Raw genomic sequence first — 26072 nt, 5'->3', positions numbered from 1 at the left:
GGGTCAACGGTGTGCGTGCCCCACCCCCACCCGCAAGGAGCGAGACCGATCGTGCGTCCAGCCCCGAGTGTCGACGTCGTGTGCCTCGGCGAGTCGATGGTCACCTTCGTGCCGTCCCGGCCGGGACGGCTCGCGGAGGTGCCCGCCTTCGCGCGCGGGATCGGCGGCGCCGAGTCCAACGTGGCGTGCGGGCTGGCGGGCGCGGGGCACAGCGTGCGCTGGATCAGCCGGGTCGGTACGGACGGTTTCGGCGACCACCTGCTGACGGAGATCGCCGCGACCGGGGTGGACGTGTCGTGCGTCCAGCGCGATCCGCGCCGCCCCACCGGGATCTACTTCCGGACGGCGGGCGAGCGGGCCGTCGAGTCGGGGCCGCCGGAGGAGGGCCAGGATGACGGGCAGCCGCTCGCCGAGGTCGTCTACTACCGCGCGGGATCGGCCGCCGCGGCCATGTCCCCGGCGCTCATGCCGTACGAACAGACCTGGTCGGGCCGGATACTCCACCTCACCGGCATCACCCCGGCCCTCTCCGCCGACTGCCTCGCCCTGATGCGCGAGCTGACCACCCGGGCCCCCGGCCGCCCGCTGGTCTCCTTCGACCTCAACTACCGCGTCTCGCTGTGGGAGGACCCGGAGCGGCCCCCGGGCCAGGGGCCGGGCCTGCTGCTCGGCCTCGCCCGCGGCTGCGACCTGGTCTTCGTCGGCGAGGACGAGGCGGAGGCCGCCTGGGGCATCCGCGGCGGCGCGGCCGCGATCCGCGAGGCGCTGCCCGAGCCGGACGTGCTGGTGGTCAAGCAGGGCGCCGCCGGGGCCACCGCGTACGCCCGCGAAGCGGACGGAACGGACACCGTCACCTTCGCGCCCGCCCTCCGCGTGGACGTCGTGGCGCCGGTCGGCGCGGGCGACGCCTTCGCCGCGGGCTTCCTCTCCGGCACCCTGCGCGGCCTGCCCGTCGCACAGCGGCTGCGCCACGGCCACCTCATGGCGGCCGCCGTCCTCACCGTCCCCGGCGACCTCGGCACCCCGCCCTCCCGCGCGTACGCGGACCGGCTGGTGACCCTGGACGCCGCCGAGTGGGGCACACTGCGATTCGGCCCCGGCTGGGCAAACCCGGCGGAATCGGGGTCCGATACCGCGGTGGTGGAGGTAACCGACCCATGAGCCAGACCGTCGACCGAGCGCTGAGCATCCTGCCCCTGCTGGCGGAGGGACCCGCCAATCTGGAGCAGGTCGCCTCGCGGCTCGGCGTGCACAAGTCGACCGCGCTGCGGCTGCTGCGCACGCTGCACGAGCACGGAATGGTCTACCGCCAGCGGGACCAGCGCTACCGGCTCGGTGCCCGCCTGTTCGCGCTCGCGCAGGAGGCGGTGGAGAACCTGGACGTACGGGAGATCGCCCACCCCCACCTGGCCGCGCTCAACGAGCGGTGCGGACACACCGTGCACCTCGCGGTGTACGAGGAGAACGAGGTCCTTTACATCGACAAGGTGGAGAGCCGCTACCCGGTACGGATGTACTCGCGCATCGGCAAGCCCGTCGCCATCACGGTCGCCGCCGTCGCCAAGCTGCTGCTGGCGGACCTGCCCGAGCCCGAGCGGCGGGCGCTGGCCGAACGGCTCCCGTACCCGGCGTACACGGCCCGCTCCACGCCCAACGCCACGGCGTTCCTGAGGGAGCTGGAGACCGTACGGGAGCAGGGCTGGGCCACCGACCTCGGCGGCCACGAGGAGTCGATCAACTGCGTCGGGGCACCCATCCGGGGAGCGGACGGCCGGGTCGTCGCCGCGTGCTCGGTGTCGGCGCCGAACGTCGTCGTCACCGCGGACGAACTCCTCACCCTGCTGCCGATGGTGCGCAGCACCGCGGAGGACATCAGCCGGGAGTACTCGGGCGGCGCCCCGGCCCGCCCGGCCGGCGGCCCCGAAGAACCATCCGAAGCAACACCGCAAGCAGCACCCGAGAAGAGAGCCGAGGATTCCTCCTCATGACCGACAAGCTCCAGAAGACCGCGATCACCCCGGCGACCCACACCACGCCGCCCGCCAAGTTCTCGCACGGCGTGAAGAAGGGGAACATCCTCCAGGTCGCCGGTCAGGTCGGCTTCGGCCCCGCGGTCCCCGGCCAGGCTCCCGCCCCGGTCGGGCCCACCCTGCGCGAGCAGACCCTCCAGACGCTGCGCAACGTGCAGTCCGTGCTGGAAGAGGGCGGGGCGAGCTGGGAGGACGTGGTGATGATCCGCGTCTACCTCACCGACACCGGCCACTTCGCCGAGTTCAACGAGATCTACAACGAGTTCTTCGCCGACCTCAAGGAGGCCCCGGCGGCCCGTACGACGATCTACGTCGGCCTCCCCGCCGGGCTCCTCGTCGAGATCGACGCGCTCGCCGTCCTCGGCTGAGCACCCGCTGATACGCCCGGGGCGGGCGGGGTCTCGAACCCCCGCCCGCCCCGGGATCCCCCCCCACATCCGCCGTTCGACGTCGCCGGGACCAGACCCCTGATCACCCGCACCCAGAGCACATCCCCCGCGCGCGGCCCTCCGCCGTGCGGCGATACGCCCTACCCACTTTCCGGAGTCCCTCATGCTCCTCGCGGCCGCTCCCGCTCCCGAGACGCCACCCCACACCGGTGGCCTGCTCGCGATCATCCCCGGCACCGCCGGTCTGCTGACCGTCGCCGCCCTCGGCATCGCGCTTCTCCTCTACCTGATCATCAAGGTCCGGCTGCAGCCCTTCGTGGCGCTGCTCGGCGTCTCCATAGCCGTCGGCCTGGCCGCCGGGCTCTCGGTCACCGAACTCTTCGGCACCGTCCAGAAGTCCGACGCCGTCTCGCTGATCGAAACCGGCATGGGCGGCATCCTCGGCCACGTCGCCATCATCATGGGCCTGGGCACCATGCTCGGCGCGATCCTGGAGGTCTCCGGCGGCGCCGAGGCACTCAGCTCCCGCCTCCTGGGCATGTTCGGGGAGAAGCGGGCGCCGCTCGCGATGGGACTCACCGGCCTGATCTTCGGCATACCCGTCTTCTTCGACGTCGGCATCTTCGTCCTGGCGCCGATCGTCTACGCGGCGACGAAGCGCAGCGGCAAGTCGATCGTGCTGTACGCGATGCCGCTGCTGGCCGGGCTCTCGATGACCCACGCCTTCCTGCCCCCGCACCCCGGCCCGGTCGCCGCCGCCGGACTGCTCCATGTCGACCTGGGCTGGGTCATCCTGATGGGCGTCCTGGTCGGCATCCCCTCCGTGCTCGCCGCCTGGGCGTACGCCGCCTGGATCGGCAACCGCATCTTCGTCCCCGTACCGCAGGACATGATCGAGGCGGCGGAGGAGGCTCGGGAGGCGGTCGACGCCGAGCGCCGGGCCGCCGGCGCGGCACCGTCCGAGGAGCCGGTCGCGGTGTCCACGGTCCTCGCCATCATCGGCACGCCACTGATCCTCATCCTCTGCGCGACCTTCTCCTCCATCGCGCTGGATCCGAGCACCGTCCGCTCGGTCATCGAATTCTTCGGCCACCCCTTCGTGGCGCTGACGATCTCCCTGCTGCTGGCGTACTACCTGCTGGGCATCCGGCGCGGCTGGTCCCGCAAGTCGCTGGAGACCGTCTCCACCACCTCCCTCAAGCCCGTCGGCAACCTGCTGCTGATCGTCGGCGCGGGCGGCGTCTTCGGCGCCGTGCTCAAGGGCAGCGGGGTCGCCCAGGCCCTCGCGGACTCGTTCGACAGCGCGGGCCTGCCGGTCATCCTGCTGTCCTACCTGATCTCCCTGGTGCTGCGGGTCGCCCAGGGCTCGGCGACGGTCGCCATCGTCACCACCACGGGCATCGTCGCCCCGATGCTGGCGTCGGGCGACTACTCACAGGCCCATCTGGCGCTGGTCATCATGGCCATCTCGGCGGGCTCGATCTTCGCCTCGCACCTCAATGACGGCGGCTTCTGGATGGTGGCGAAGTACTTCGGCATCTCCGAGCGGGACACCCTGAAGTCGTGGACCGTCCTGGAGTCGGTGCTGTCGGTGGCGGGCTTCGTGGTGGCGGGCCTGCTGAGCCTGGTGGTCTAGCGACGGGTACGCCCCGGGGCGCGCCTGTGCGTACGCGCCCCGGGGCTCCCGGTCAGGTCCGGTCAGGTCAGGCCGTCGCGCAGTACTGCGCCTCCTTGCCGATCGACCGGTACATGCAGTCCGCGTTCTCCAGCAGCTGGAGCACCGCGTCCTTGTTGCGGCTCGTCTCGCGGTCGATCACCTCGTCGGGCGGGTAGAAGCCGCCCGCTCCGCTGGACGAGGGGTACATCTCGAACGTGTACGCGAACACCTTCTGGCTGCCCCACAGCCAGTCGTCGATCGTGCCGTCGGTGATGTAGAGATCGCTCGACTGCTCGGGGGTGTAGCCGTTGCTCGCGGCCATCTTCTTGCCGATCGCGGCGTACGCGTCGTGGTCGTCCTGGGTCATGCCGGTCGCGGTGTCGTTGTAGGTCCAGCCGTACGGCCACAGCACCAGCTCGCTGTACGTGTGGAAGTCGATGGCGGCCTTGAGCTGCTGCTTGCCGCCGACGACCCGGCTGCGGGCGAAGTCCGCGACGACCTTGACCTCGGGGGCGGACTCGGCCTTCGCGCCGCGGTAGGTCTCGGAGCCCGCGGAGCCGGAGGAGCCGCCGCAGCAGCCCCACTTGTAGTCCCAGTTGCGGTTGAGGTCGGTGCCGACGGAGGAGGAGCCGGAGTTGGGCTGGCGGTTCTTGCGCCAGCTGCGGTACGAGCCGGTGGCGATGTCGTACTCGCCGCCGTCCGGGTTGAGGTCCGGGACGATCCAGATCTCGCGGCTGTCGACGATCTTGGTGATGCGGGAGTCGGTGCCGTAGCCGTCGGTCAGCTGGTGCAGCAGATACAGTGCCATCTCCACGGTCAGGTGCTCGCGCGCGTGCTGGTGATGGGTGAACAGCACCTCGGGCTCGGCCTCGTCCGTGGCCACGTTGTCGCTGATCTTCAGCGCGACGATGTTCCGGCCCTCGTACGACTTTCCAATGACGCGCTTGCTGACGAGGGTGGGGTACTTGGCTACGACCGCGTCGATGTCGGCATTCATCTCGGCGTAGTTGTGGTACTTCGCGTCGGCCGAGGGAAAGTCGAACGGCGTGGCGGCCCGGCCCGCGCGGCGGTCGCCGGGACCGGGCAGTGCGGTGAGTCGGTAGCCGAGCGCGCGCAACCGCTTGACCTGCGCGGAGTCGGCTGTGACGACGACGGAGCGGGCGTCCGTCTCGTCGATGGAGACGCCGGTCGCGGCGACGGCTGAGCGCTGGGCGGCCGTGGCCGGGCCCGCGACCTCGTATTGGCGCACGTTCTCATCGGCGGCGGCCGCCCGGGCCGCCGGGCCGGCCGCCGCATCGGCCGAGGTGGCACGCCCCGGGGCCGGATCGTCGGCCTGGGCCGCGATCGGGGCGGCGAGGGCGAGGGACAACAGGGCGGCGAGGGCGGTGACCCGTCTGCCGCGCGTGCGAAGTCGCATAACTACTCCTGTGGGGTGAAGAGGCGAGCGACTGCTGCGCCAGTGTTCGGCCATGCGCATGACACGGTCAAGGGAGGGAAATGGTCGAAGCCGAAGGAACTTCTCATCGAGGGAAGGAACCCCCCTGTGAACAGACCTCTCGTCGGCGCGCTCTCGGCCCTCTTACTGGGCGGCGCGACCCTCGTGGGCGCCGGCGCCGCCCCCGCGGCCGCCGCCTCCTCCCACGCCAAGGCCGCGCAGGCGGTCGACTTCGCCGGAACGGTCGCGCTGAGCAACTGCTCCGGCTCGGTCGTAAGGACCGCGAAGTCCGCCGACACCGACCCCGCGCTCGTCCTCTCCAACGGGCACTGCCTGGAGACCGGCTTCCCGGACGCGGGCGAGGTGATCGTCGACCAGGCGTCGAGCCGCAGCTTCACCCTGCTGAACAGCTCCGGCGGAAGCGCGGGCACGGTACGGGCGAGCAAGGTCGCGTACGCGACCATGACCGACACCGACGTCTCGCTGTACCAGCTGACCTCGACGTACGCGCAGATACAGCAGCGGTACGGCATCAAGGCCCTGCAACTGTCCGACAGCCGCCCGGCCCAGGGCACCAGCATCAAGGTGGTCTCCGGCTACTGGAAGAAGATCTACTCCTGCAATATCGACGGATTCGCATATCGTCTTAAGGAAGGCGACTGGACCTGGAAGGACTCGGTCCGTTACACCTCCGCCTGTAACACGATTGGCGGAACGTCCGGTTCGCCCGTGGTCGACAGCGCGACCGGCACGGTCCTGGCCGTGAACAACACGGGCAACGAGGACGGGGCCCGGTGCACCCTCAACAACCCGTGCGAGGTCGACGAGAGCGGGGCGGTGACGGTCCGCAAGGGCATCAACTACGCCCAGCAGACGTACGGGATCACCAAGTGCGTGACCACCGGAAACAAGATCGACCTGAGCCTGTCCGGATGCGCGCTGCCCAAGCCGTGACCGTCATGACTGCCATGAAGTAGGGACAGGGGGCTAACCCCCACCACGGTCCGGGGGCGGGCGCCAGTGTGCCCCCGGACCACTCGCACCAAGCTGAAGACTCTCGTCACGACGTCAGAAATGAGGGTCCTCATGCGAAGACCGCGCAGTGCGCCGTACGTGGCAGCCGCCTGTGCCGTGCTGCTCCTGCTCCCCGCAGCCGCGGCGGTCCCGGCCGCGGCGGCCACCTCACAGGCGCAGCCCGCGCACGGCCGGGGCGCGCTGGTGTCCGCAGACCCCCTGTACTCGCTGGCCGACCCGGGCGATGTCGCCGCCGAGCTGCGCGCCGGCGGATTCGACGCCGGTGCGGTCCGCTACGGCGTCGACGCGTACCGGCTGGACTACCGGACCGTCGACCCGCACGGCCGTCCCACCCGGGCGAGCGGGCTGCTCGTCCTGCCGCGCGGGAAGGAGGGCAGGCTGCGCGCGGTGTCCTTCGCCCATGGCACCGGCAGCCACAAGAGTGACGCGCCGTCCATGCAGCGGCACGGCTTCATGGAGGGCACTCCGGAGAAGCTGGACGACCTGCTCACCGACGAGGGCATGCGGTTGCTCGACCAGCCGACCGGGGAGTTCGCCGCGGCGCTGCGGACCGCCAGTGGCGTGTGCGACGGCTGGGCGCCGAAGGCGCCGACGCGGCTGTACCTGGCGGTCGGGGACGAGCAGGCGGCGGTGGAGAACACCGCGTACTGCCGGGCGGGGCTGGAACGCGGCCGGGCGGAGGTCCCGGTGGTCGACGTCGGTCCCGTCGACCACCAGAACTCCCGCCACCTCGGTTCGAACGTCGCCGCGACGGCGTCGATCGTCCGCTGGCTCAGGACCCTGCCGTAGCTCAGGGCCCTGCCGTAGCTCAGGCCCTTGTGATGGCTACGGCAGGCCGTGGACCCTGGGGCCGACCGCCTTCGACCAGGCGTTGCCGCTCGCCGCGTCCCAGTTGGTGGACCAGGTCATCGCGCCGCGCAGGCCCGGGTAGGTCTTGTCGGGCTTGAAGCTGCCGCAGCCGGTGCCCTTGGTGAGGCAGTCCAGGGCGGCGTTCACGACGGCCGGTTCGACGTAGCCGGAGCCCGCGCCGCTGGTCGAGGCCGGGACGCCGATGCCGACCTGGGACGGGTCGAGGCCGTTCTCCAGCTGGACGCAGGCGAGGGAGGTGAGGAAGTCGACCGAGCCCTGGGCGTACGTCTTGCCGTCGCAGCCGTTCATCGAACCGCTGTTGTAGTACTGCATGTTGACGACGGTCAGGAAGTCCTTGATGCCCAGCGCCGTCTTGAAGTACTCGGTGGACGGCGACTGCATGTCGATCGTCTGCGGTGCCATGGTCACCACGACATCGCTCTTCTTGGCGTGGACGGCCTTCAGCGCCTTGGTCATATAGGTCGCGTTGAGGCCGTTTTCGAGGTCGATGTCGACGCCGTCGAAGCCGTACTTGTCCATCACGCCGGTGATCGAGGAGGCGAAGGCGTCCGCCGAGGCGTCGTCGGCGACCGAGACCGCGCCGTTCTGGCCGCCGACGGAGACGATGACGGACTTGCCCGCCGCCTGCTTGGCCTTGATGTCGTCCTTGAACTCCTGCTCGCTGCCGTAGCCGAGGGCGGGGTCGAGGCGGAAGTCGACGGCGCCCGGTGCGCCGGTCGCGTCCGCGAAGGCGACGGCGATGATGTCGTAGTCGTCCGGGACGTCGCGCAGCTTCTGCACGGTCGCGCCGTTGTCGAAGTTCTGCCAGTAGCCGGTGACGGCGTGCTTCGGGACCGCGGCGGCGGCCCCGGCGGGGCCGCCGGCCGCATGACCGGTGCCGGTGGATATGAGTCCTCCGGCGGCGAGCGCGGCGACCGCCGCGGCTCCGAGCAACCTGTTCCTGATGTGAGCGCGTGCCACGACAGCCTCCGAGCGTGGGGGGATGAAAGGGAGGTGGTGCCTGTGCGCGTCCAGGGGCCCCTGAGGCGTGCGACCAAGGTGGTCCAGACCAATGCTGTTGTCAAGTGCATGGCGCATGATTGACCGGCCGCTCGGGCATATGGCCTGGTCGGGAGGTGTGTCCCGAGGCCCCGGCCGGGGAGGCGTCACCCGCACAGGGCCCGCGCACAGACCAGGAGGGTGTAACTCTGAGGAACTGTTCTCTCACGCGGCTTTCGTGGATAAAGTGACGATGCACCAGCCAGGGGCAGTTCACGACCTGCGGCCGCCGCCGCTCGGCGACGACGTGAGACGGGGTAGCCGACGTGCCCACCGCGATAGCAGTCACCAGCCGTGAGCTGGTGCTCCCACCGCCCGACGGGCAGACCCCGTCGGCCGTAGTGCTCCGGCCGCCGGAGGAGCAGTCGCTGGACGACGCGCTCGCCGAGGTGGGGGCGCTCCTCGACTCCCAGGGCTATCTGGTGGCGCTGTACCCCGCCGCCACCCCGCCGCCCTTCGTCCGCAGGCTGCACACCGTGCGCTCCGTCCTGGAGAGCGACCGGATGGCGCTGTGCCCGCTCGAACTGCCGCCGCTGGCCGTCGCCGTCATCGCCCGTCAGCTGCGCCAGCTTTCCGTCTCCGACTTCAGCCCCGGCGTGCTGGCCTGTTCCGCCCGGCTGCTGGCGCACTACGTGCACGCGGGCGCGCTGCTCGGCAGCGTCGCCAAGCTGGACCGGGTGGCGGTGAGCCTCACCTCGCACGTCAAGTCGTGGCTGCCGGGCGCCCAGTTCGGGGTGCTCGCGCATCCCGAGCCGCAGCTGATCAAGGTGGGCGGGGGCGAGGCGCTGCCCGGGCCCGCGTACGCCACCCATATGACCCTCGCGCGCGGCCAGCTCACCAGCCACGGCCATGGGACGGCCCCGCGCGACGACTGGGTCAGCGGGGCACTGGCGCCCTCCTGGGGCGTCGGGGACGTCCAGGAGGTGCCGCTGCCCGCCGAGTCGGCGCGCTGGTGGGGCACCGCGAAGCTGATCGAGTTCGCGGCGGCCATCCCGGACCTCTCCGTGCTCTACCAGCTCGTGGCGTCCGTAAGGAGAGAGGAGTGCCACTGGTGCGGCTTCGAACTCATCGGGGACCGCTGCGCCTTCTGCTCCTGTCCGGTGCCGCGCGGCGATGAGATCCCCGCCCTGACCCAGTCCGCCGAGCGTCCCGCCCTGACCAGCCGGTAAACGTCCCACTCACGAGGTTGTCCGTCCATGAATTCTCGCCAGCGCCGCGGAGTCATCCTGCTGGTCCTGTCGGTCCTCTGCGCCGGTGGCGCGTTCGCCGGAGTGCTCTCCGTCGTCAACGACGTGGAGTCCAAGGTCGGCCCGGAGACGACCGCGTACAAGCTGAAGGGGGACGTCGACGCCTACCAGGCCCTGGGCCCGGGGGACTTCGAGAAGGTGTCGATGCCCGAGCGCTGGGTGCCCTCCACGGCCGTCACCGATCTCTCCGAGGTGCGCGGCAGGATAGCGGCGACCAAGCTCGCCCGGGGATCGCTGCTCCAGACCGACATGATCGCCAACCGCCCGGCGCTCAAGGCCGGGCAGCAGGAGATCGCCATCATGATCGACGCCGCGACGGGCGTCGCGGGCAAGATCACCCCCGGTGCGAAGGTCAACATCTTCGCCACCTTCGAGGGCAAGGCGCAGGGCGAGGCGTCGGTCTCCAAGCTGATCGTCGACGACGCGGAGGTCATCGACGTCGGCAAGCTGTCCGCGCTGAAGCCGGACGAGGACGACCAGCGCCGCGTCGACCAGGCCGTGCCGATCACCTTCGCGCTCGACACCAAGGACGCGCAGCGCGTCGCGTACGCCGAGTCCTTCGCCGAGCACGTACGGCTCGCCCTGATCGGCCCCGGCGCGGACGCCCCCGTCGCGCCGCGCGACCGCACCTACACCCTCGACGGCGACAAATGACGGAGAAGAGTGAGGAGGTGCCGCGGTGACCATCAGGATCCTCCCGGCCGTCGGCGACGCCGACGCGGCCCGCGCCATCGGCGGGCTGCTCGGCCAGCTGCCCGGCGTCGAACCGTCGGCGCCGGTGGGCGACTCGACCCGGCTGCTGGACACGCTCGCCGCGCTGGCCGCCGCCTCGCTGGAGGAGCTGCCGGAGGTCGTCCTCGTCCATGAGCGGATCGGCCCGTCGCCCGCCCTGGAGCTGATCCGCGAGGTCGCGCTGCGCTTCCCCGCGGTGGGCGTGGTGCTGGTCACCGGCGACGCGGGTCCTGCCCTGTACTCGGCCGCCATGGACGCGGGCGCGCGCGGCATCGCCGGGATACCGCTGTCGTACGACGAGTTGGCGGCCCGCGTCCAGGCCGCCGCCCAGTGGGCCACCGGCGTACGCCGCCACCTCGGGGGCGGCGGCGAGGTGGCCGCCACAGGGCCCGGCGGCACGCTGGTCGCCGTCGCGGGCGCCAAGGGCGGGGTCGGTACGACGGTGACCGCCGTCCAGCTCGCGCTCGCCGCGCGGGCGGCGGGCCGTACCGTCGCCCTGGTCGACCTGGACCTCCAGTCCGGCGACGTGGCCTCCTACCTCGACGTCCAGTTCCGGCGTTCCATCGCCGACCTGGCCCAGATCACCGACATCTCGCCGCGGGTCCTCCAGGACGCGGTCTTCACCCATCACACCGGGCTCGGGCTGCTGCTCGCGCCGGGCGAGGGCGAACGCGGCGAGGAGGTCACCGACCGGGCGGCCCGGCAGGTGGTCGGCGCGCTGCGGACCCGGTTCGAGCTGGTGGTCGTCGACTGCGGTACGCAGATGACCTCGGCGGGCGCCGCCATCGTCGAACAGGCCGACACCGCGCTGCTGGTGACCACCCCGGACGTGGTCGCGGTGCGGGCCGCCAAGCGGATGGTGCGGCTGTGGGACCGGCTCCAGATCCGCAAGGCCGAGGAGACCGTGACGGTCGTCAACCGGCACACCCGCAGCGCCGAGATCCAGCCGCAGCTGGTCGCGCGCGCCACGGGTACGGCGGTGGCGCGCACCGCGATCCCGGCCGGGTTCAAGGAGCTCCAGCCCGCCGTCGACTCCGGCCGCATGCAGGACCTGGACGCCAAGTCCGCCGTCAAGCAGGCGCTGTGGGGGCTCGCCGGGGAACTGGGCCTGGCGGGCCCCGCGCAGGGCGCACCCCCGCCCGGCCGCCGCGCCCCCCACCGGGACCCCCAGGGCGGCGACCGCTCGCTGCCCGGGATGCGGCGCCGCCGTGCCATAGGGGCGGGGCAGGCCGACGACGGTGACGGCGGCGACGCGGGCCCGGGGACGGACGCGCTGAACGAGATCCCGCCGTCCGCCACCGGCCGCTTCCTGCGCAAGCGGGGCGGCGGCGACCGCGGTCAGGTCACGGTGGAGTTCATCGGCGTGCTGCCGCTGGCGCTCATCGTGCTCGCGGTGATCTGGCAGGTCGTGCTCGTCGGCTACACGTACTCGCTCGCGGGCAACGCGGCCGACAAGGGAGCCAGGGCGGGTGCGGCCGGGGGCGCCGCCGCCTGCCAGGCCGCGGCCCAGGAGGACATCCCCGGTTCGTGGAGCGCCGACATCGACTGCCCCGGCGCGGGCGACGGCGCGGTGTACAAGTCGACGGTGCAGCTGAACGTCCCGATCCTGTTCCCCGGTGCCGCCGACTTCCCGTGGACGGTGACCGGTTCGGCGGGTGCGTCGGACGAGTCGGAGACCGTGGCGGGCGCGGGGCAGTGAGGGGGCGTACAGCGATGATCCGTCGGACCGGGCATCCGGTGCGCGACAGGGGCCAGGCGTCGATCGAGTTCCTGGGCTTCCTGCCGATCCTGATCCTCGTCGCGCTGGCCGCCGTCCAGCTGGGGGTCGCCGCGTACGCCGTCCAGCAGGCGGGCACGGCGGCCCGGGCGGCGGCGCGTACGGGCTCGCAGGACGAACCCGGCACCAGCCCGGCCGCCGCCGGAGTGGCGGCGGTCAGCGGCTGGCTGGCCGACGAGACGGACATCAGCGGCGGCGACTGCGGTGGCGACGAGGCGCACGCGACCGCGACCGTGAAGATCCCCTCGGTCTTCCCCGGCATCGACAGCTTCGGCAGCGCGGAGAGGAGCGCCACCATGCCGTGCGACGACGGACAGCTCCAGGCGGCGGGAGGGCGGCCATGAGCCTGCGGGCCCGCATCAACACGCCCGAGGGGCCGGCGGAGGGCCGCCAGGACGGGCATCTCGTCGCCGTCTACCGCGCCAAGCTGCTGGAGGAGATCGACCTCGCCGAGATGTCCTCGCTGGCCGCCGCCGAGCGCCGGACCCGTCTTGAGCGCGTCCTCGGCCACATCATCAGCCGCGAGGGCCCGGTGCTGTCCACCGGCGAACGCTCCCAGCTCATCCGCCGGGTGGTGGACGAGGCGCTGGGGCTCGGCGTGCTCGAACCGCTGCTGGAGGACGCCTCCATCACCGAGATCATGGTCAACGGGCCGGACCAGATCTTCGTGGAGCGGGCGGGCCGGGTCGAGCTGGTGCCCGTCCGGTTCGCGTCCGAAGAGCAGCTGATGCAGACCATCGAGCGCATCGTCTCCACCGTCAACAGGCGGGTGGACGAGTCGAATCCGATGGTCGACGCCCGTCTCCCGTCCGGGGAGCGGGTCAACGTGATCATCCCGCCGCTGGCGCTCACCGGCGCCACCCTCACCATCCGCCGCTTCCCGCGCGCCTACACCCTCAGCGAGCTGATCGGCATGGGCACCCTGGACGAGCAGATGCTGATGCTGCTGGCGGCGCTGGTGCGGGCCAAGTTCAACGTCGTCGTCTCCGGACCGACCGGCTCCGGAAAGACCACGCTGCTCAACGCCCTCTCCGGGCTGATCCCGGACGGCGAGCGGATCATCACCGTCGAGGACGCCGCCGAACTCCAGCTCCAGCAGACCCATGTCATCCGGCTGGAGTCCCGGCCGCCCAATGTCGAGGGCAAGGGCCGGATCACCATCCGCGACCTGGTCCGCAACTCGCTGCGCATGCGCCCCGACCGCATCATCGTCGGCGAGGTGCGCGGCGGCGAGACCCTCGACATGCTCCAGGCCATGTCCACGGGACACGACGGCTCGCTCGCCACCGTCCACGCCAACAGCGCCGAGGACGCGCTGATGCGGCTCCAGACGCTCGCCTCGATGTCCGACGTGGCCATCCCGTACGAGGCGCTGCGCGACCAGATCAACAGCGCCGTGGACTGCATCGTCCAGCTCGTCCGCAACGCCGACGGCTCCCGCAAGATCAGCGAGATCGCGCTCCTCGACAGCCACGGCCACGAGGAGTACCGCATCGCCACCGTGAGCCGCTTCGACGCCCAGCCCATGGGCGCCGACCGGATCGTGCACGGGCGGTTCTCCTGCTTCCCGCTCCCGGAGCGGGTCGCGGAGCGGCTGCGGCTGGCCGGTGAGGCGGTGCCGCCCGCCTACGGGGTGGCCGCCTTCCCGGCGCAGCTGACCACGCGGGGCGCCGCGTACGACACGGGCGCGTACGGCGCGCGGGACGGGAGGTAGCCGCATGGACCGGCTCGCCATGCTGACGGTCGGCGCGACGCTGGTGTGCGGCGCGCTGGGCGTCGCCGGGGTGCACACCTACGCCCGCGGTACGGACCGCCAGCGCGCCCTGATCGACCGGCTGTCGGAGTCGGGCGCGGTGGAACCGTCAGGGCGGTCGCGCCGCTTCGCCCGGGTGGACCGGCGGCTGCGCACCACCTCCCTGGGGCGCCGTCTCGAACTGCGGCTGGCGGCGACCGGGCTGGACGTCACCCCCGGCGAGTTCTTCGTCTACACCGCCGCGGCGGCGGCCGCGTTGTGGGTGCTGGCGGCGTCGCTGCTGGCGTCGTTCTTCGGCCCGATCGCGGCCGTCATCGCCGTCTGGTCGGCGTTCGGGTACCTGGGCTGGCAGCGGCAGAAGCGCATCGAACGGTTCATCAACCAGCTGCCCGAGCTGTCCCGCATCCTGGCCAACGCCACCCAGGCCGGGCTGGCGCTGCGTACCGCGCTGAGCATGGCGGCGGACGAGATGGAGGCCCCGGCGGGCGAGGAGCTGTCCAAGGTCTCCGCCAAGCTGGCGGTGGGCCACTCGGTGGACGACGCGCTCGGCGAGCTGGCCGAGCGGCTGCCGTCCCGGGAGCTGGTGGTGCTGGTCACCACGCTGGTGCTGTCCAACCGCGCGGGCGGCACCGTGGTCAGCTCGCTGCGCAACCTCACCCACACGCTGGAGGAGCGGAAGGAGACCCGCCGCGAGGTCCGCACCCAGCTCTCCCAGGTGACCGTCACCGCGTACGTGGTGCCGCTGATGGGCATCGGCACGCTGCTGCTGATGAACCGGATCTCGCCGGGCTCGCTGGACCGCATGACCGCGTCCATCTGGGGGCAGGCCGCCGTGATCGGGGCGTTCGTCCTGTACGGGATCGGCTTCTTCCTCATCCGCCGCATGTCGAAGATCGACGTCTGACCGAGGGGAGCGGGCATGGGTTTCGGAGTGCTGCTGGCGCTGGTGGCCGGGCTCTCGGTGGCGGGGGTCGCGTACGGCGTCGCGCTCTACCGCAGCGAGGCCAAGCTGCCGAGCGACCTCGCGGTCGCGCTGGAGGTCGGCGCGACCCGTACGAACGCGGTCGGCTCGGCCGTCGACCGGCTCGGCATGCGCTACGCCCCACTGGTGCTGCGGATGATGGGCGACAAGCGGGTGGCCCGGGTGCGCCGCCGCATCGATCTGGCGGGCCATCCGGGCGGGCTGACGGTCGACCGGTACGCGGCCCGCCGCGCGGTGTACGGCATCCTCGGCTTCGGTGGCGCGCTGGTCATGCTGGCGAAGGGGCAGCTGCTGCTGGCCGCGCTGCTGGTCGTGTTCGGGCTGTTCTGGATCGAGGTCGGCATCTGGGCGGCGGTACGGGAGCGGAAGGACGCGATCGACCGGACCCTGCCCGACTTCCTGGACGTCCTGGCGGTCGTGGTGAGCGCCGGTCTCGGCTTCCGGCAGGCGCTGGACCGGGTGTCGGAGAAGTACGAGGGCCCCTGGGCCGATGAACTTCGCATCACACTCCGGCAAATGGACATGGGGGTCAGCCGACGGCAGGCGTTCGAAGAATTGCGGAAGCGGAACGACTCCGAACAGGTCGCCCAGTTCGTGACGGCGCTTCAGCAGGGCGAGGAATTGGGCGCTCCGATTGTCGAGACGCTGATCGCCATCGCGAACGACATGCGCCGTACGGACGCCCAGAACGCCCGCCGCCGCGCCGCGCGTGCCGTCCCCAAGGCGACCATGGTGATCACCACCTTCATGGTGCCGGGGACGATGGTGCTGCTCGTGGCGGGGTTCTTCATCGGCTCCGGCACGGACTTCGGCTCGGTCACGGGAGATTGACGGCCATTTGGGCGATTATGCTTCGCGATCGCAATCAGATGTGGGACAGTCGTCGGCGGAACTCCTCAGCGGCGGGAGGGGGTGAGACGGATGGGCCGCGGCAGCGGACCCCCACGCACCGGGTTCGAACACCGTGTATCGGGAAGGCAATGCCCCCTGGGACACTGTTCCGAGGCAACTGTTTCGGCGTACTTTGCTCGTGTCGCCAGCGACACCACGGGGGTTGAGTCGCCGGACCACAGTGGGACGGCCGCCCATGGAGGGGAACACGATGGGGAAGCGCGTAATGGGGAACGACCGGGGGCAGACCTCGATCGAGTACCTGGGGATCATCGCCGTGGTGGTCGCCATCGTCCTGGTGCTGGCGACGACCGACTTCGGCGGCATGATCGCAAATGCGATCTCCGACAAGATCTCTCAGGTCGTCGGCATCTGAGTGAGCGCGTGAAGGCTCGCGGATACCGCAACAGCGACACCGGGCAGGCCTTTCCGATCTACATCACCGCGGTCGCGGCCCTGCTCTTCCTCGCCCTCGCCTTCTTCGCGGTCGGCCAGGCCGGGGCCACCCGCAACGGCGGACAGACCGCCGCCGACGCGGCCGCCCTCGCCGCCGCCCAGGACTACCGCGACCAGCTGGGCACGGCGCTGCTGAAGGCCGTCGCGGACGGCAGCGCGCTGGACGACCTGCTGAACGGGCGGGGCATCGGCGCGGGCGACGCGTGCGCGCAGGCGCAGTGGTTCGCGCAGCAGAACGACGCGGACCTCACCGGTGCCGAGTGCGTGCCGGGCTATCTGCCCAGCTCCTTCACCGTGTGGGTCAGGACGCAGCAGCCGGTGGGCAAGACCGTCATTCCCGGTACGGAGGGGCAGTACGGGAAAGCGACGGCCAAGGCGGTCATAGGTCCGCGCTGTACGCTCCAGCCGCCCGGCGAGCCGACGGCCACCCCGCTGCCGACTCCGACGGGCGACGAGGACGGCGGCGGCGGGAACGGTGGCGGTGGCGGGAACGGCGGCGGGGACGAGAAGCCTGCCGTGTCCCTGATGTGCGACGGCAGGGACGTGACCATCGACCCGGAGCACCCGGAGCTCTTCCCGGACGTCAAGGACCTGTTCTCCGTGCACCTTGCCGACTGAGCGACCGACGAGTAGACGAGCAAAGGACAGCGAGCGATGAGCATTCGGCACACGACGAAGGCCCGGAGGGGGGCGGCCGCGGCGGCGCTCGGAGCGGCCTTGGCCCTCGCCGTGGCCGGGTGCGGCAGCGGCGATGACGGTGAGAAGGGAAACGGCTCCCCACAGAAGTCACCCGCGGTCAAGACCGACGACGGGCAGGGGGAGACGGAGCCCGCAGGGGACTCCAAAAAGGTCATCGGCGAGATGAAGGGGCCGAAGGGCATCGTCGTCACGATCCACTCCGCGAAACGTGACAGTGGCGGATTCGTCACCGTGAGCGGGACGGTGAGCAATCGCGGGAGCGAGATCTTCAACGCGGACTGGCGCTCGACGGAGGTGGAACTGGTCAAGTCACGCTCGTCGCTGGCGGGTGCGTCCCTCGTCGACGAAGTGGGTAAGAAGCGCTACCTGGTACTCCGCGATACCGATGGACAGTGTCTGTGCACGACGCAGCTGTACCAAGTCAAGCCCAACGAGAGTCGGCCGGTGTTCGCACAGTTCCCGGCCCCGCCCAAGAGCGTCACGGAGGTCGACTTCCAGCTCCCGACCATGCCGTCCGTCAGCATCAAGCTCTCGGGATGAGCCCCGCCATGACGTCGACACGTACGCCTGCCCGCCATGCCGTACGGTACGGCCCGGCCCTGGCCGCCCTCGCCCTCGTCCTCACCACCCCTACGCTCACCGCTCCGGCAGCCCACGCCGACAGCGGCCCCGGCGCCCCCGCCGACACCCGGCCGCCCCTCAAGATCGACGCCGATGACCCCGACCTGCGGATGCCCGAGGGCGCCAAGCTCGCGGCCGGGCGGGTCCTGGACATCAAGTCCGTCGTTGAGACGGACGACGGCGACGAGCGGCGCGAGGACACCAACACCAAGGTGAGCTTCGCCCTCCAGGCCGAGGTGCTGTTCGGCAAGGACAGTTCGAAGCTCGGCAGCGAGGCCAACGCTCGGATCCAAGAGATCGCCGATGAGGCGAAGCGGCAGAACGCCAAGAGCGTCCGGGTCTTCGGCTTCACCGACAACCTGGGCTCCGCCGGGCACGGCCTCACCCTGTCCCGCGAGCGGGCCAACGCGGTGCAGCAGCGTCTCGCGGACCACCTGGACCCGTCGGTCTCGTACCAGATCCGCGGCTACGGCGAGCAGTATCCGATCGCGGACAACGCGACGGAGGAGGGCCGCAAGAAGAACCGCCGCGTGGAGGTCAGTTTCCCGCGCGGCGCGTAGCGGTCTGGCGTCTTGGGGGTTCGTCGCCGGGGGCGGGCCGGTGGGTGGGTTGTGCCCACCCGTTCCTCCCCCAGCTACCGCTGGGAGGTGCCCCCTCTGCGGAACGATTGCCCACAACCAGGTCACACATCCAGCCCCTCCGGGCGGTACCACCCAGCCCCTCCGGCGTTTGAGGAGCGGGGGTGTGGGGGGCGGAGCCCCCACCCGGGGTCCAGGGGCGGAGCCCCGGCGGGGGCCGGGGGCTTGCCCCCGGTTCGGGGAGGGGCGGGGTGGGGGAAGGACCGTCGCGGAGCCGTGCCGCATCATGGAGCCCGTTGCCCCACCCCGCGCGGGAGTCCCCCTGAATACCACCGTCGCCGAGATCCTCTCCGTCGTCCTCCTCCTCGCCGTACTGGCGTTCGCCGTCGCCCGCCCGCGCGGCTGGCCCGAGGCCGTCGCGGCGGTGCCCGCGGCCGCGGTCGTGGTGGGGGCCGGGGCCGTGACGCCGACCGCGGCGTGGGCGGAGACGCGGAGCCTGCTGCCCGTCGTGGGGTTCCTGGCGGCCGTGCTGCTGCTGGCACAGCTGTGCGCGGACGAGGGCGTGTTCGAGGCCGCCGGGCAGGCCGTGGCACGAGCCTGCCGGGGCAGCACGGACCGGCTGCTGGGCGGGGTGTTCGCGGTGGCCGCGGCGGTCACCGCCGTACTGAGCCTGGACGCGACGGTCGTCCTGCTCACCCCCGTGGTGTTCGCGACCGCGACCCGGCTCGGCGCCCGCTCCCGCCCCCACGTCTACGCCTGCACCCATCTGGCGAACTCCGCGTCGCTGCTGCTGCCGGTGTCCAACCTCACCAACCTCCTCGCGCTGGAGGCCAGCGGACTGTCGTTCACCCGGTTCGCCCTGGTGATGGCCCCGGCCTGGCTGGTGTCCATCGCCATCGAATTCGTCGTCTTCCGCCGCTTCTTCGCCGCGGACCTGGCCGCCGGGACGACGAAGCCGCCGCCCGCCGAGTGGCCGCGGGTGCCGGTGTTCGCGCTGACCGTGCTGGGGCTGACCCTGGCCGGATTCGTGGTGACGTCGCTGCTCGGGCTGGAGCCCGCGTGGGCCGCGGGCGCGGGGGCGCTGGTGCTCGCGGTGCGGGCGGTGGCGCGGCGGACGACGACCGTACGGGGCGTGGTGGGCGCGGCGGGCCCGCTGTTCTGCCTGTTCGTGCTCGCCCTGGGCGTCGTCGTACAGGCGGTCCTGGACAACGGCCTGGAGGCGGCGCTGTCCCGGGTGCTGCCGGTCGGCACCGGCCTGCCCACCCTGCTCGCCATCGCGGCCGTCGCCGCGGTGCTGGCGAACCTCGTCAACAACCTGCCCGCCACGCTGGCGCTGCTGCCGATCGCCGCCGAAGGCGGCCCGGGCCCGGTCCTGGCCGTGCTGATCGGGGTCAACCTGGGCCCCAACCTGACCTACGTCGGCTCCTTGGCCACGCTGCTGTGGCGGCGTATCGTCCGCCACCACGGGGCGGACGCCGACTCCGGGCTGGGCGAGTTCACCCGCCTCGGGCTGCTCACCGTGCCGACCACGCTGGTGGCGGCGACGGTGGCGCTATGGGCCATGCTGGCGACGCTGTGAGGGACTCATGATCGTGCTCGTCTGGATCACCGAGGGCACCTGGCAGTCCGCCGTGGACGCCGCCCGCGACCATCTGTCGGCCGACGCGGACGCCGAGGTCCGCCTGCTGTACGTCACCGACGACCACGTGGCGGGCGCCGCGCACGGCGCGTTCGCGGGGCTGCTGGGCCGGGGCCGCCCCGGACGGGATCCGGGCGACCGGATGGAGGAGCTGGCGGAGACCGCCGCGTCCGAGCTGCTGGACGCCGCCGCCGAGCGGCTGCACCGGCCCGTGCGGGGGCTGCACCGGCACGGCCGGGTCGAACACGAGGTGGTGCGCGAGGCGGACGGAGCGGACCTGCTCATCTGCGCCCGCGACGGGGACCGCGACCGGCTGGGGCCGCACAGTCTGGGGCCCGCGGCGCGCTTCGTCGTGGACCACGCGCCCTGCGCCGTCCTACTGGTGTGGCCCGCGGCCGCGCCCGGTATCGAGTCGCTGCCGCCACCGCCACCCTGAGGTCAGGACTCGATCCAGTTGTGCGCCTGGGCCAGCTCGATGACGCGCCGCCGCACCTGCTTGATCTGGTCGGCGGTGAGGCTGCCGCCCATGTCGACCAGCGTCTCCGTCAGCTCCTGCCGGAACTCGGCCACGGAGAGCACGTCGCACATGGTGTCGTCGCCGGAGTCCGGTGCGGGGGAGGAGCGGACGACCGGAGGCGCGGTGCGCTCCAGGATGCGGACCTCGGACGCCTTGGGGCCCTTGTCGCCGTACTCGGGGACGAACCGCACCTTCGAACCGGGCTGGAACAGGTGCTTCTCGTCCAGGAGGTCGTTCGCGTGCATGAACACGTCCTCGCCGCCGTCGTCCGGGGCGATGAAGCCGTAACCGCGAAACTCGTCGAACCGCAGAATCTTGCCCGTGATCGTCAACGTGCCACCCCTACCCCTGTACCTCTACCTCATGTACCTCATCGAACACCGAGCTCAGCGTACATAAGGCGGTGGAGCCGAAGTAGGGCCGGGGTGGACCGCGACCTGGGCCCCCCGCCGCAGGCCCCAGTGCTCCATCGCGCCCGCCTCGGCCTCCAGGACGTGGCGCGCCCGCGGCCGCGGCAGCCCGAGCCGCCCGGGGCGCAGGGTGGTGACGGCGAGCACGGTCAGCCGCCGGTCGAGATACGCGACGTCGATGGCGAAGCGCATCCGGAAGGTGTGCACCCCGCTCGCGGGGGTCAGCAGGATCGCGCCGGTCAGCCCGTCCCGGCCGAGCAGCCCGCGGGCCCGGGCGCGGTAGGAGGCGGCGATCTCCAGCGGCACGTCGAGCGGAACATCCCGTAGGACGCGGAGCGTTCCGGTGCCGTCCCGCCAGCGGCCCATGCGCGTCGTCCCCTTCATCGCCCGTCGTCCACCCCCCCAGATGAGTGTTCCACCGATGGGCTTCCAGGTGGGTCCGCCGGGCCCGCCGCTTCCGTAGGCTCGGGCCGTGCAACCGCTGCTGATCGTCCTCGCCGCCGCGTACGGCGCCGCCGCCGGGCTGCTGGTGCCGCGCCCGCTGTACCGGCTGGCCGTCGAGTCCGGGGAGCCGTGGCGCGCGGACTGCCCGCGCGGGCACGCGCTCACCGGCCCGGCCCGCGGCTGGCTGGGCCCCGCCCGCTGTCCGCGCTGCGAGGACGGCGACGGGCGGTACGGCCCGGGCCCGGCGCTGCCCGCCCTGCTCACCGCGCTGGTGTGCGCGGCGCTGTCGGCGGCCGCCGGGGCGCGTCCCGAACTGGCGGTGTGGCTGCTGCTCGCCCCGCCCGCGGTGCTGCTGGCCGGGGTGGACCGGGCGGTGAACCGGCTGCCGGACGTGCTGACCCTGCCGATGGCGGGCGCCGCGGCGGCGCTGCTCGGCGTGGCGGCGCTGCTGCCGCACAGCGCCGGGTCCTGGCCGCGGGCGCTGCTGGGCGGGGTGGTGCTGGGCGGGGCGTATCTGGTGCTGTTCCTGATCAGCCCGCGCGGCATGGGCCTGGGCGACGTCAAGCTGGCGCTGCCCCTGGGCGTGGCCCTCGGCTGGTACGGCTGGGCGGTGCTGTTCTGGGGCGGGTTCGCCGGGGTGCTGCTGGGGTCGCTGTACGCGATGGCGCTGGTCCTGGCGCGCCGGGCGGGCCGCGGAACGCCCCTGGCGTTCGGCCCGTTCATGATCCTCGGCGCGGGAGCGGGACTGGTACTGGGGGCGCTCGGCACGGGATGACGCTCCACGGCGACGACGCCGCGCGCATCCTCACCCCGCCGATGCATGGACAACCGCTCACGAAGGGTTATGGTGGAAACCCCCCCTCGGGCCGGTCCGTACTCCCCCCCACGGACCGGCCCGCTCTATTACGGGGTTGTTCGCAGGTCCTCGCGGCGCGCGGGCGGCACCCAGCCCGCACGAACCGTCACCCAACGTGACGACGGAAAGGGTCCGTCACGGCGCCCGGACATCCGTGCGGTGTCTCGATACCCCGTCCGACCGGCTCGGTTAGCCACCCCCGCCGCCCCGCAGTAGGGTGCTGCCCTTGGGGCGGACAGCCATGGCGAGCCATGCAAAGCACTGAGGGGCTGGAAGACGTGAAACTGCGCGACCTGGTGTACGGGCTCTACGCGCGCCGGGTGGAGGGCCGCCTCGACCACGACCAGGTGCCCAAGCACATCGGGGTCATCCTCGACGGCAACCGCCGCTGGGCCCGCGCCTCAGGCGGCACCACCGAGCAGGGTCACCAGGCGGGCGCCAGCAAGATCCGGGAGATGCTGGGCTGGTGCAGCGAGACGGACGTCGAGGTCGTGACGCTCTGGATGCTCTCCACCGACAACCTGGACCGCCCCGAGGAGGAGCTGAAGCCGCTCCTGACCATCATCGAGGGCGCCGTGCGCGACCTGGCGGCCGACGGCCGCTGGCGGGTGCACCACGTCGGGAACCGGGACCTGCTGCCCTCCCGCACCCAGACGGTCCTCAAGGAGGCCGAGCGGGACACGGAGCACATCGACGGGATACTGGTCAACGTCGCCGTGGGCTACGGCGGACGCCAGGAGATCGCCGACGCGGTGCGCTCGCTGCTGCTCGACCACGCCTCCAAGGGCACGTCCTTCGAGGAGCTGGCCGAGGTCGTCGACATCGACCTCATCGCCGAACACCTGTACACCCGTGGCCAGCCCGATCCGGACCTGGTGATCCGTACCAGCGGCGAGCAGCGGCTGTCGGGCTTCATGCTCTGGCAGAGTGCCCATTCGGAGTACTACTTCTGCGAAGTTTTCTGGCCCGCCTTCCGCAAGGTCGACTTCCTTCGCGCGCTGCGTGACTACGCGGCACGGCACCGCCGTTACGGCAGCTGATCCCCTTATCGCACAAAGCAGTTCACCGGCCGGGGCCGGACGTGACACCACGTCCGGCCCCGGCCGTCGTGTAGCACGCCCGTTCCACAACGTTCATGTACGGGCCGTCATATGCCGTTGCATGGCTCCGCACCTTCGAGGGAATATCCCTTCCAGGTCGACGCCCTGTTCCACTGTCCAGTCGGGCGTCGAACTGCCAGCGGACGGCATCGGGCCGTTCGCCCGGGAGGCCCTTTGCACACGGACGACTGTGCGGATCGTGCGTATGACGCGGAGGGCCGGCGCTCGGCCCGTTCCGTGGGGCCTGAGCCCGGTCCGCTCCCCGTCTACGGCGGGGACACCTCACTCCCGCGACGCCGTCGCACCCCAACCTCTCCCGAGGGGGTTCGTCCACCCGTGGTGACCAGCAAGAAACGCCGCGAGCACGACCGGCGCACCTATGTCCTCGACACCAGCGTCCTGCTTGCCGACCCAGGCGCCATGACCCGTTTCGACGAGCACGAAGTCGTGCTGCCGGTCGTCGTGGTCACGGAACTGGAGGCCAAGCGACACCATCCCGAGCTGGGGTACTTCGCCCGGCAGGCACTGCGCCTGCTGGACGAGTACCGCATCCGGTTCGGCCGTCTGGACGCTCCGATTCCGATCGGCGAACTGGGGGGCACCCTGCGCGTCGAGCTCAACCACTCCGATCCGGGAATCCTGCCCGCCGCCTTCCTGACCCACGGCGGCCGGGTGGGGGACAACGACGCGAGGATCCTCGCGGTCGCCCGGAACCTCCAGGCCGAGGGGTACGACGTCACGGTCGTCTCGAAGGATCTGCCACTGCGCATCAAGGCGTCCTCGGTGGGGCTGCTCGCCGAGGAGTACCGCGCGGAGCTGGCGATCACCGACTCCGGCTGGACCGGGATGGCGGAGCTCGCCGTCTCGGCCGAGCAGGTCGACGATCTGTTCGCCGCAGAGACCGCGTACATCCCCGAGGCGGCCGAACTTCCCGTGCACACCGGGCTGGTCCTCCAGTCCGAGCGCGGCAAGGCGCTGGGCCGGGTCACCCCGGACGGCCAGGTGCGGGTGGTGCGCGGCGACCGCGAGGCGTTCGGCATCCACGGGCGCAGCGCGGAGCAGCGCATCGCGCTGGACCTGCTGCTCGACCCCGAGGTGGGCATCCTGTCCATGGGCGGCCGGGCCGGTACGGGCAAGTCGGCGCTCGCGCTGTGCGCGGGCCTGGAGGCGGTCCTGGAGCGGCGGCAGCACCGCAAGGTGATGATCTTCCGCCCGCTGTACGCGGTGGGCGGTCAGGAGCTGGGCTATCTGCCCGGCAGCGAGGCGGAGAAGATGAGCCCCTGGGCTCAGGCGGTCTTCGACACGCTGTCCGCGGTGACCAGCTCCGAGGTCATCGAGGAGGTGGTGGAGCGCGGCATGCTGGAGGTGCTTCCGCTCACCCACATCCGCGGCCGGTCGCTGCACGACGCCTTTGTGATCGTGGACGAGGCGCAGTCGCTCGAACGGAATGTGCTGCTGACCGTTCTGTCCCGGATCGGGGCCAACTCCCGGGTCGTGCTCACCCATGACGTGGGGCAGCGCGACAACCTCCGCGTCGGGCGGTACGACGGGGTGGTGGCGGTGGTCGAGAAGCTGAAGGGCCACCCGCTCTTCGCGCACATCACCCTCAACCGCTCGGAGCGGTCGCCGATCGCGGCCCTGGTGACCGAAATGCTGGAGGACGGACGCATCTGAGCCGGTAGCGTCCGGTACGTCGGTAACGCGCCGCACGGAAAGGCCAATGAGCCTAGCTGTGCGGCGCGTTCTCGCGCGTGGATTTCCAAAAACCCTAGGGTGTAAACGGCGTGTGAGCTTTCACACCTGCCGGGGAATTGCCTCCGGGTATCCGTGTCCGGCAGTCTGTGGGTTCTGTCAGGCCTCGCATACGGCACACCAGTACCGCCAGCGGTACAGAACCACAGCAGTACCAGAACTGAAGAGAGTTCGTCGTATGCCGCCCGAGCACCTCGCGGACCTCCTGCGGGAGGACGCACCGGGCCAGTGCCTCCCGTGACCAGCCACACCCACTGAGCAGTACCGGGGACGGAACAAGGGGGGGCCAGCGCACAGGGGCACGATTGCGCCCGCGAGGTCACCTAAGCGGGCGACGCTGGAAGGAAAACCGAGTGAGCCGGATTTCGGTCCGGGGATTCGCAGTGGCCTCGGCCACCGCGGTCACCACTGTGGGCGCCGTCGTTGGTGTCGCCGCGGGTGGCGAGCAGCAGAGCTCGTCCGACCCGATCGAGGCGACCGCCGCCGACTCGACGCTCCTAGCGGACATACCCGCCGGCCAGCAGGCCGTGGCGCAGACCGCATCCCTGACGCAGCAGGCGGACGTCCAGTCCACCGCAGCCGACGCGGAGGCGAAGAAGTCCGCAGAGGAGGCGGCCCGCAAGCAGGCAGCTTCGGACGCGAAGGCCAAGAAGGCCGCCGCGGACCAGAAGGCGGCCGCCGAGAAGCTGGCCAAGGAGCGCGAGGCAAAGAAGAAGCAGGAGATCGCGAGCCGTTCGGCGTCGCGTGACTCCAGCAGCTTCCCGATCAAGGCCTCGTACACCACCGCCGAGGTTCAGGCCATGGCCCGGCAGATGATCCCGGGCGACCAGTTCCAGTGCTTCAGCAACATCGTGGACCACGAGAGCGGCTGGAACTACCAGGCCACCAACCCGTCGTCGGGTTCGTACGGTCTGGTGCAGGCGCTGCCCGCGTCCAAGATGGCCTCGGCCGGTGCCGACTGGAAGACCAACCCGGCCACTCAGATCAAGTGGGGCCTGGGCTACATGAACGACCGCTACGGCAGCCCGTGTGAGGCATGGTCGTTCTGGCAGGCCAACAACTACTACTGATCGGTCCGGGCCTCCGGCCGCTCAGTGATACAGAGCTTCGCGAAACCCCCGTCCGTCAGGTCGGGGGTTTCGCGCGTCCACAGCCGGTAACGTC

General features: G+C 71.5%; 27 protein-coding genes. 23 read left to right on the top strand and 4 right to left on the bottom strand.

The annotated features are described in order from the left end of the window. Nucleotides 1–51: 51 nt before the first annotated feature. From ACH4TL_RS03680 to ACH4TL_RS03665, 4 genes are all read left to right on the top strand, one after another. Nucleotides 52–1161 (top strand): sugar kinase, encoded by a 1110-nt coding sequence (locus ACH4TL_RS03680; RefSeq protein ID WP_398312732.1) that lies wholly within the window; start codon nt 52–54, stop codon nt 1159–1161. Beyond that, nucleotides 1158–1988, top strand: coding sequence for an IclR family transcriptional regulator (locus ACH4TL_RS03675; RefSeq protein ID WP_398312735.1), 831 nt, complete (start codon nt 1158–1160; stop codon nt 1986–1988). Before ACH4TL_RS03680 ends, ACH4TL_RS03675 begins: the two co-directional genes overlap by 4 nt. Beyond that, the gene (locus tag ACH4TL_RS03670; protein WP_398312738.1) at nt 1985–2398 is read left to right on the top strand and encodes a RidA family protein; all 414 of its coding nucleotides are present in this window, start codon (nt 1985–1987) and stop codon (nt 2396–2398) included. The genes ACH4TL_RS03675 and ACH4TL_RS03670 overlap by 4 nt, the downstream gene beginning before the upstream one ends. Nucleotides 2399–2582: 184 nt before the next feature. Then, nucleotides 2583–4055 carry a GntP family permease gene (locus ACH4TL_RS03665; protein ID WP_398312741.1) on the top strand — a complete coding sequence of 491 codons (1473 nt, stop codon included), beginning with the start codon at nt 2583–2585 and terminating at the stop codon, nt 4053–4055. 67 nt (nt 4056–4122) lie between these two features. Here ACH4TL_RS03665 and ACH4TL_RS03660 read toward each other — a convergent pair whose 3' ends face one another. Further along, on the bottom strand, nt 4123–5493 hold the full coding sequence (locus ACH4TL_RS03660) for a M14 family metallopeptidase (protein ID WP_398312744.1): 1371 nt from the start codon (nt 5491–5493) through the stop codon (nt 4123–4125). A 126-nt stretch (nt 5494–5619) separates the two neighbouring features. On the opposite strand from ACH4TL_RS03660, the gene ACH4TL_RS03655 reads away from it, so the two are divergent. Further along, nucleotides 5620–6465 carry a serine protease gene (locus ACH4TL_RS03655; protein ID WP_398312747.1) on the top strand — a complete coding sequence of 282 codons (846 nt, stop codon included), beginning with the start codon at nt 5620–5622 and terminating at the stop codon, nt 6463–6465. Nucleotides 6466–6597: 132 nt separating this feature from the next. After that, nucleotides 6598–7335 (top strand): hypothetical protein, encoded by a 738-nt coding sequence (locus ACH4TL_RS03650; RefSeq protein WP_398312751.1) that lies wholly within the window; start codon nt 6598–6600, stop codon nt 7333–7335. A gap of 36 nt (nt 7336–7371) precedes the next feature. Here ACH4TL_RS03650 and ACH4TL_RS03645 read toward each other — a convergent pair whose 3' ends face one another. Next, nucleotides 7372–8376: a chitinase gene (locus tag ACH4TL_RS03645; protein ID WP_398312754.1), complete on the bottom strand. Its 1005-nt coding sequence runs from the start codon at nt 8374–8376 to the stop codon at nt 7372–7374. 344 nt (nt 8377–8720) lie between these two features. On the opposite strand from ACH4TL_RS03645, the gene ACH4TL_RS03640 reads away from it, so the two are divergent. From ACH4TL_RS03640 to ACH4TL_RS03580, 13 genes are all read left to right on the top strand, one after another. Beyond that, nucleotides 8721–9623, top strand: a complete 903-nt coding sequence (locus ACH4TL_RS03640; RefSeq protein ID WP_398312757.1) for a hypothetical protein — start codon at nt 8721–8723, stop codon at nt 9621–9623. A gap of 27 nt (nt 9624–9650) precedes the next feature. Beyond that, nucleotides 9651–10355 carry a Flp pilus assembly protein CpaB gene (cpaB, locus tag ACH4TL_RS03635; protein WP_398312760.1) on the top strand — a complete coding sequence of 235 codons (705 nt, stop codon included), beginning with the start codon at nt 9651–9653 and terminating at the stop codon, nt 10353–10355. Nucleotides 10356–10380: 25 nt separating this feature from the next. Continuing rightward, entirely contained in the window at nt 10381–12132 is a 1752-nt protein-coding gene (locus ACH4TL_RS03630; RefSeq protein ID WP_398312763.1) for a CpaE family protein, read from the top strand. Between the two features lie 14 nt (nt 12133–12146). Beyond that, a complete protein-coding gene (locus tag ACH4TL_RS03625) occupies nt 12147–12554 on the top strand; it encodes a TadE/TadG family type IV pilus assembly protein (RefSeq protein ID WP_398312766.1) in 408 nt (135 codons plus the stop codon). Beyond that, nucleotides 12551–13924: a CpaF family protein gene (locus ACH4TL_RS03620; protein ID WP_398312769.1), complete on the top strand. Its 1374-nt coding sequence runs from the start codon at nt 12551–12553 to the stop codon at nt 13922–13924. Before ACH4TL_RS03625 ends, ACH4TL_RS03620 begins: the two co-directional genes overlap by 4 nt. Nucleotides 13925–13928: 4 nt before the next feature. Beyond that, nucleotides 13929–14867, top strand: coding sequence for a type II secretion system F family protein (locus ACH4TL_RS03615; RefSeq protein ID WP_398312771.1), 939 nt, complete (start codon nt 13929–13931; stop codon nt 14865–14867). Nucleotides 14868–14882: 15 nt separating this feature from the next. Then, complete coding sequence (locus tag ACH4TL_RS03610) at nt 14883–15776, top strand: DUF5936 domain-containing protein (RefSeq protein WP_398312774.1); 894 nt, start codon at nt 14883–14885, stop codon at nt 15774–15776. A 271-nt stretch (nt 15777–16047) separates the two neighbouring features. After that, nucleotides 16048–16212, top strand: a complete 165-nt coding sequence (locus ACH4TL_RS03605; RefSeq protein WP_398312777.1) for a hypothetical protein — start codon at nt 16048–16050, stop codon at nt 16210–16212. Between the two features lie 8 nt (nt 16213–16220). Further along, nucleotides 16221–16910, top strand: a complete 690-nt coding sequence (locus ACH4TL_RS03600) for a pilus assembly protein TadG-related protein (protein ID WP_398312779.1) — start codon at nt 16221–16223, stop codon at nt 16908–16910. A 36-nt stretch (nt 16911–16946) separates the two neighbouring features. Next, on the top strand, nt 16947–17531 hold the full coding sequence (locus ACH4TL_RS03595; RefSeq protein ID WP_398312782.1) for a hypothetical protein: 585 nt from the start codon (nt 16947–16949) through the stop codon (nt 17529–17531). An 8-nt stretch (nt 17532–17539) separates the two neighbouring features. Next, nucleotides 17540–18172 (top strand): OmpA family protein, encoded by a 633-nt coding sequence (locus ACH4TL_RS03590; RefSeq protein ID WP_398312785.1) that lies wholly within the window; start codon nt 17540–17542, stop codon nt 18170–18172. A 304-nt stretch (nt 18173–18476) separates the two neighbouring features. After that, complete coding sequence (locus ACH4TL_RS03585; protein ID WP_398312788.1) at nt 18477–19769, top strand: SLC13 family permease; 1293 nt, start codon at nt 18477–18479, stop codon at nt 19767–19769. 7 nt (nt 19770–19776) lie between these two features. Continuing rightward, nucleotides 19777–20265: a universal stress protein gene (locus ACH4TL_RS03580; RefSeq protein WP_398312791.1), complete on the top strand. Its 489-nt coding sequence runs from the start codon at nt 19777–19779 to the stop codon at nt 20263–20265. Nucleotides 20266–20267: 2 nt separating this feature from the next. Here ACH4TL_RS03580 and ACH4TL_RS03575 read toward each other — a convergent pair whose 3' ends face one another. After that, a complete protein-coding gene (locus tag ACH4TL_RS03575) occupies nt 20268–20678 on the bottom strand; it encodes a cold shock domain-containing protein (protein WP_398312794.1) in 411 nt (136 codons plus the stop codon). A gap of 54 nt (nt 20679–20732) precedes the next feature. Further along, entirely contained in the window at nt 20733–21122 is a 390-nt protein-coding gene (locus tag ACH4TL_RS03570) for a DUF192 domain-containing protein (RefSeq protein WP_398313690.1), read from the bottom strand. 106 nt (nt 21123–21228) lie between these two features. Here ACH4TL_RS03570 and ACH4TL_RS03565 point away from each other — a divergent pair, with 106 nt between their 5' ends. The 4 genes from ACH4TL_RS03565 (at nt 21229) to ACH4TL_RS03550 (ending at nt 25978) form a co-directional block, all read left to right on the top strand. Beyond that, nucleotides 21229–21975, top strand: a complete 747-nt coding sequence (locus tag ACH4TL_RS03565; protein ID WP_398312797.1) for a prepilin peptidase — start codon at nt 21229–21231, stop codon at nt 21973–21975. A 359-nt stretch (nt 21976–22334) separates the two neighbouring features. Continuing rightward, complete coding sequence (locus ACH4TL_RS03560; RefSeq protein ID WP_398313692.1) at nt 22335–23096, top strand: isoprenyl transferase; 762 nt, start codon at nt 22335–22337, stop codon at nt 23094–23096. 396 nt (nt 23097–23492) lie between these two features. Next, on the top strand, nt 23493–24830 hold the full coding sequence (locus ACH4TL_RS03555) for a PhoH family protein (protein ID WP_398312800.1): 1338 nt from the start codon (nt 23493–23495) through the stop codon (nt 24828–24830). Nucleotides 24831–25261: 431 nt separating this feature from the next. Continuing rightward, entirely contained in the window at nt 25262–25978 is a 717-nt protein-coding gene (locus ACH4TL_RS03550) for a transglycosylase SLT domain-containing protein (protein WP_398312803.1), read from the top strand. Nucleotides 25979–26072: the final 94 nt, after the last annotated feature.

It is taken from the genome of Streptomyces sp. NPDC021115 (genome assembly GCF_044333065.1).
Taxonomy (GTDB): Bacteria; Actinomycetota; Actinomycetes; order Streptomycetales; family Streptomycetaceae; genus Streptomyces.
Note: the sequence above shows the minus strand (reverse complement) of the source record. Positions and strands in the feature narration are given on the sequence as shown.

What these genes read in the sequence shown, in the direction of transcription:
- ACH4TL_RS03620 (WP_398312769.1), top strand. Translation starts at nt 12,551, where the DNA reads ATGAGCCTGCGGGCCCGCATCAACACGCCCGAGGGGCCGGCGGAGGGC.
- cpaB (WP_398312760.1), top strand. Translation starts at nt 9,651, where the DNA reads ATGAATTCTCGCCAGCGCCGCGGAGTCATCCTGCTGGTCCTGTCGGTC.
- ACH4TL_RS03580 (WP_398312791.1), top strand. Translation starts at nt 19,777, where the DNA reads ATGATCGTGCTCGTCTGGATCACCGAGGGCACCTGGCAGTCCGCCGTG.
- ACH4TL_RS03670 (WP_398312738.1), top strand. Translation starts at nt 1,985, where the DNA reads ATGACCGACAAGCTCCAGAAGACCGCGATCACCCCGGCGACCCACACC.
- ACH4TL_RS03585 (WP_398312788.1), top strand. Translation starts at nt 18,477, where the DNA reads ATGGAGCCCGTTGCCCCACCCCGCGCGGGAGTCCCCCTGAATACCACC.
- ACH4TL_RS03605 (WP_398312777.1), top strand. Translation starts at nt 16,048, where the DNA reads ATGGGGAAGCGCGTAATGGGGAACGACCGGGGGCAGACCTCGATCGAG.
- ACH4TL_RS03615 (WP_398312771.1), top strand. Translation starts at nt 13,929, where the DNA reads ATGGACCGGCTCGCCATGCTGACGGTCGGCGCGACGCTGGTGTGCGGC.
- ACH4TL_RS03675 (WP_398312735.1), top strand. Translation starts at nt 1,158, where the DNA reads ATGAGCCAGACCGTCGACCGAGCGCTGAGCATCCTGCCCCTGCTGGCG.
- ACH4TL_RS03610 (WP_398312774.1), top strand. Translation starts at nt 14,883, where the DNA reads ATGGGTTTCGGAGTGCTGCTGGCGCTGGTGGCCGGGCTCTCGGTGGCG.
- ACH4TL_RS03570 (WP_398313690.1), bottom strand. Translation starts at nt 21,122, where the DNA reads ATGGGCCGCTGGCGGGACGGCACCGGAACGCTCCGCGTCCTACGGGAT.
- ACH4TL_RS03625 (WP_398312766.1), top strand. Translation starts at nt 12,147, where the DNA reads ATGATCCGTCGGACCGGGCATCCGGTGCGCGACAGGGGCCAGGCGTCG.
- ACH4TL_RS03660 (WP_398312744.1), bottom strand. Translation starts at nt 5,493, where the DNA reads ATGCGACTTCGCACGCGCGGCAGACGGGTCACCGCCCTCGCCGCCCTG.
- ACH4TL_RS03590 (WP_398312785.1), top strand. Translation starts at nt 17,540, where the DNA reads ATGACGTCGACACGTACGCCTGCCCGCCATGCCGTACGGTACGGCCCG.
- ACH4TL_RS03595 (WP_398312782.1), top strand. Translation starts at nt 16,947, where the DNA reads ATGAGCATTCGGCACACGACGAAGGCCCGGAGGGGGGCGGCCGCGGCG.
- ACH4TL_RS03650 (WP_398312751.1), top strand. Translation starts at nt 6,598, where the DNA reads ATGCGAAGACCGCGCAGTGCGCCGTACGTGGCAGCCGCCTGTGCCGTG.
- ACH4TL_RS03665 (WP_398312741.1), top strand. Translation starts at nt 2,583, where the DNA reads ATGCTCCTCGCGGCCGCTCCCGCTCCCGAGACGCCACCCCACACCGGT.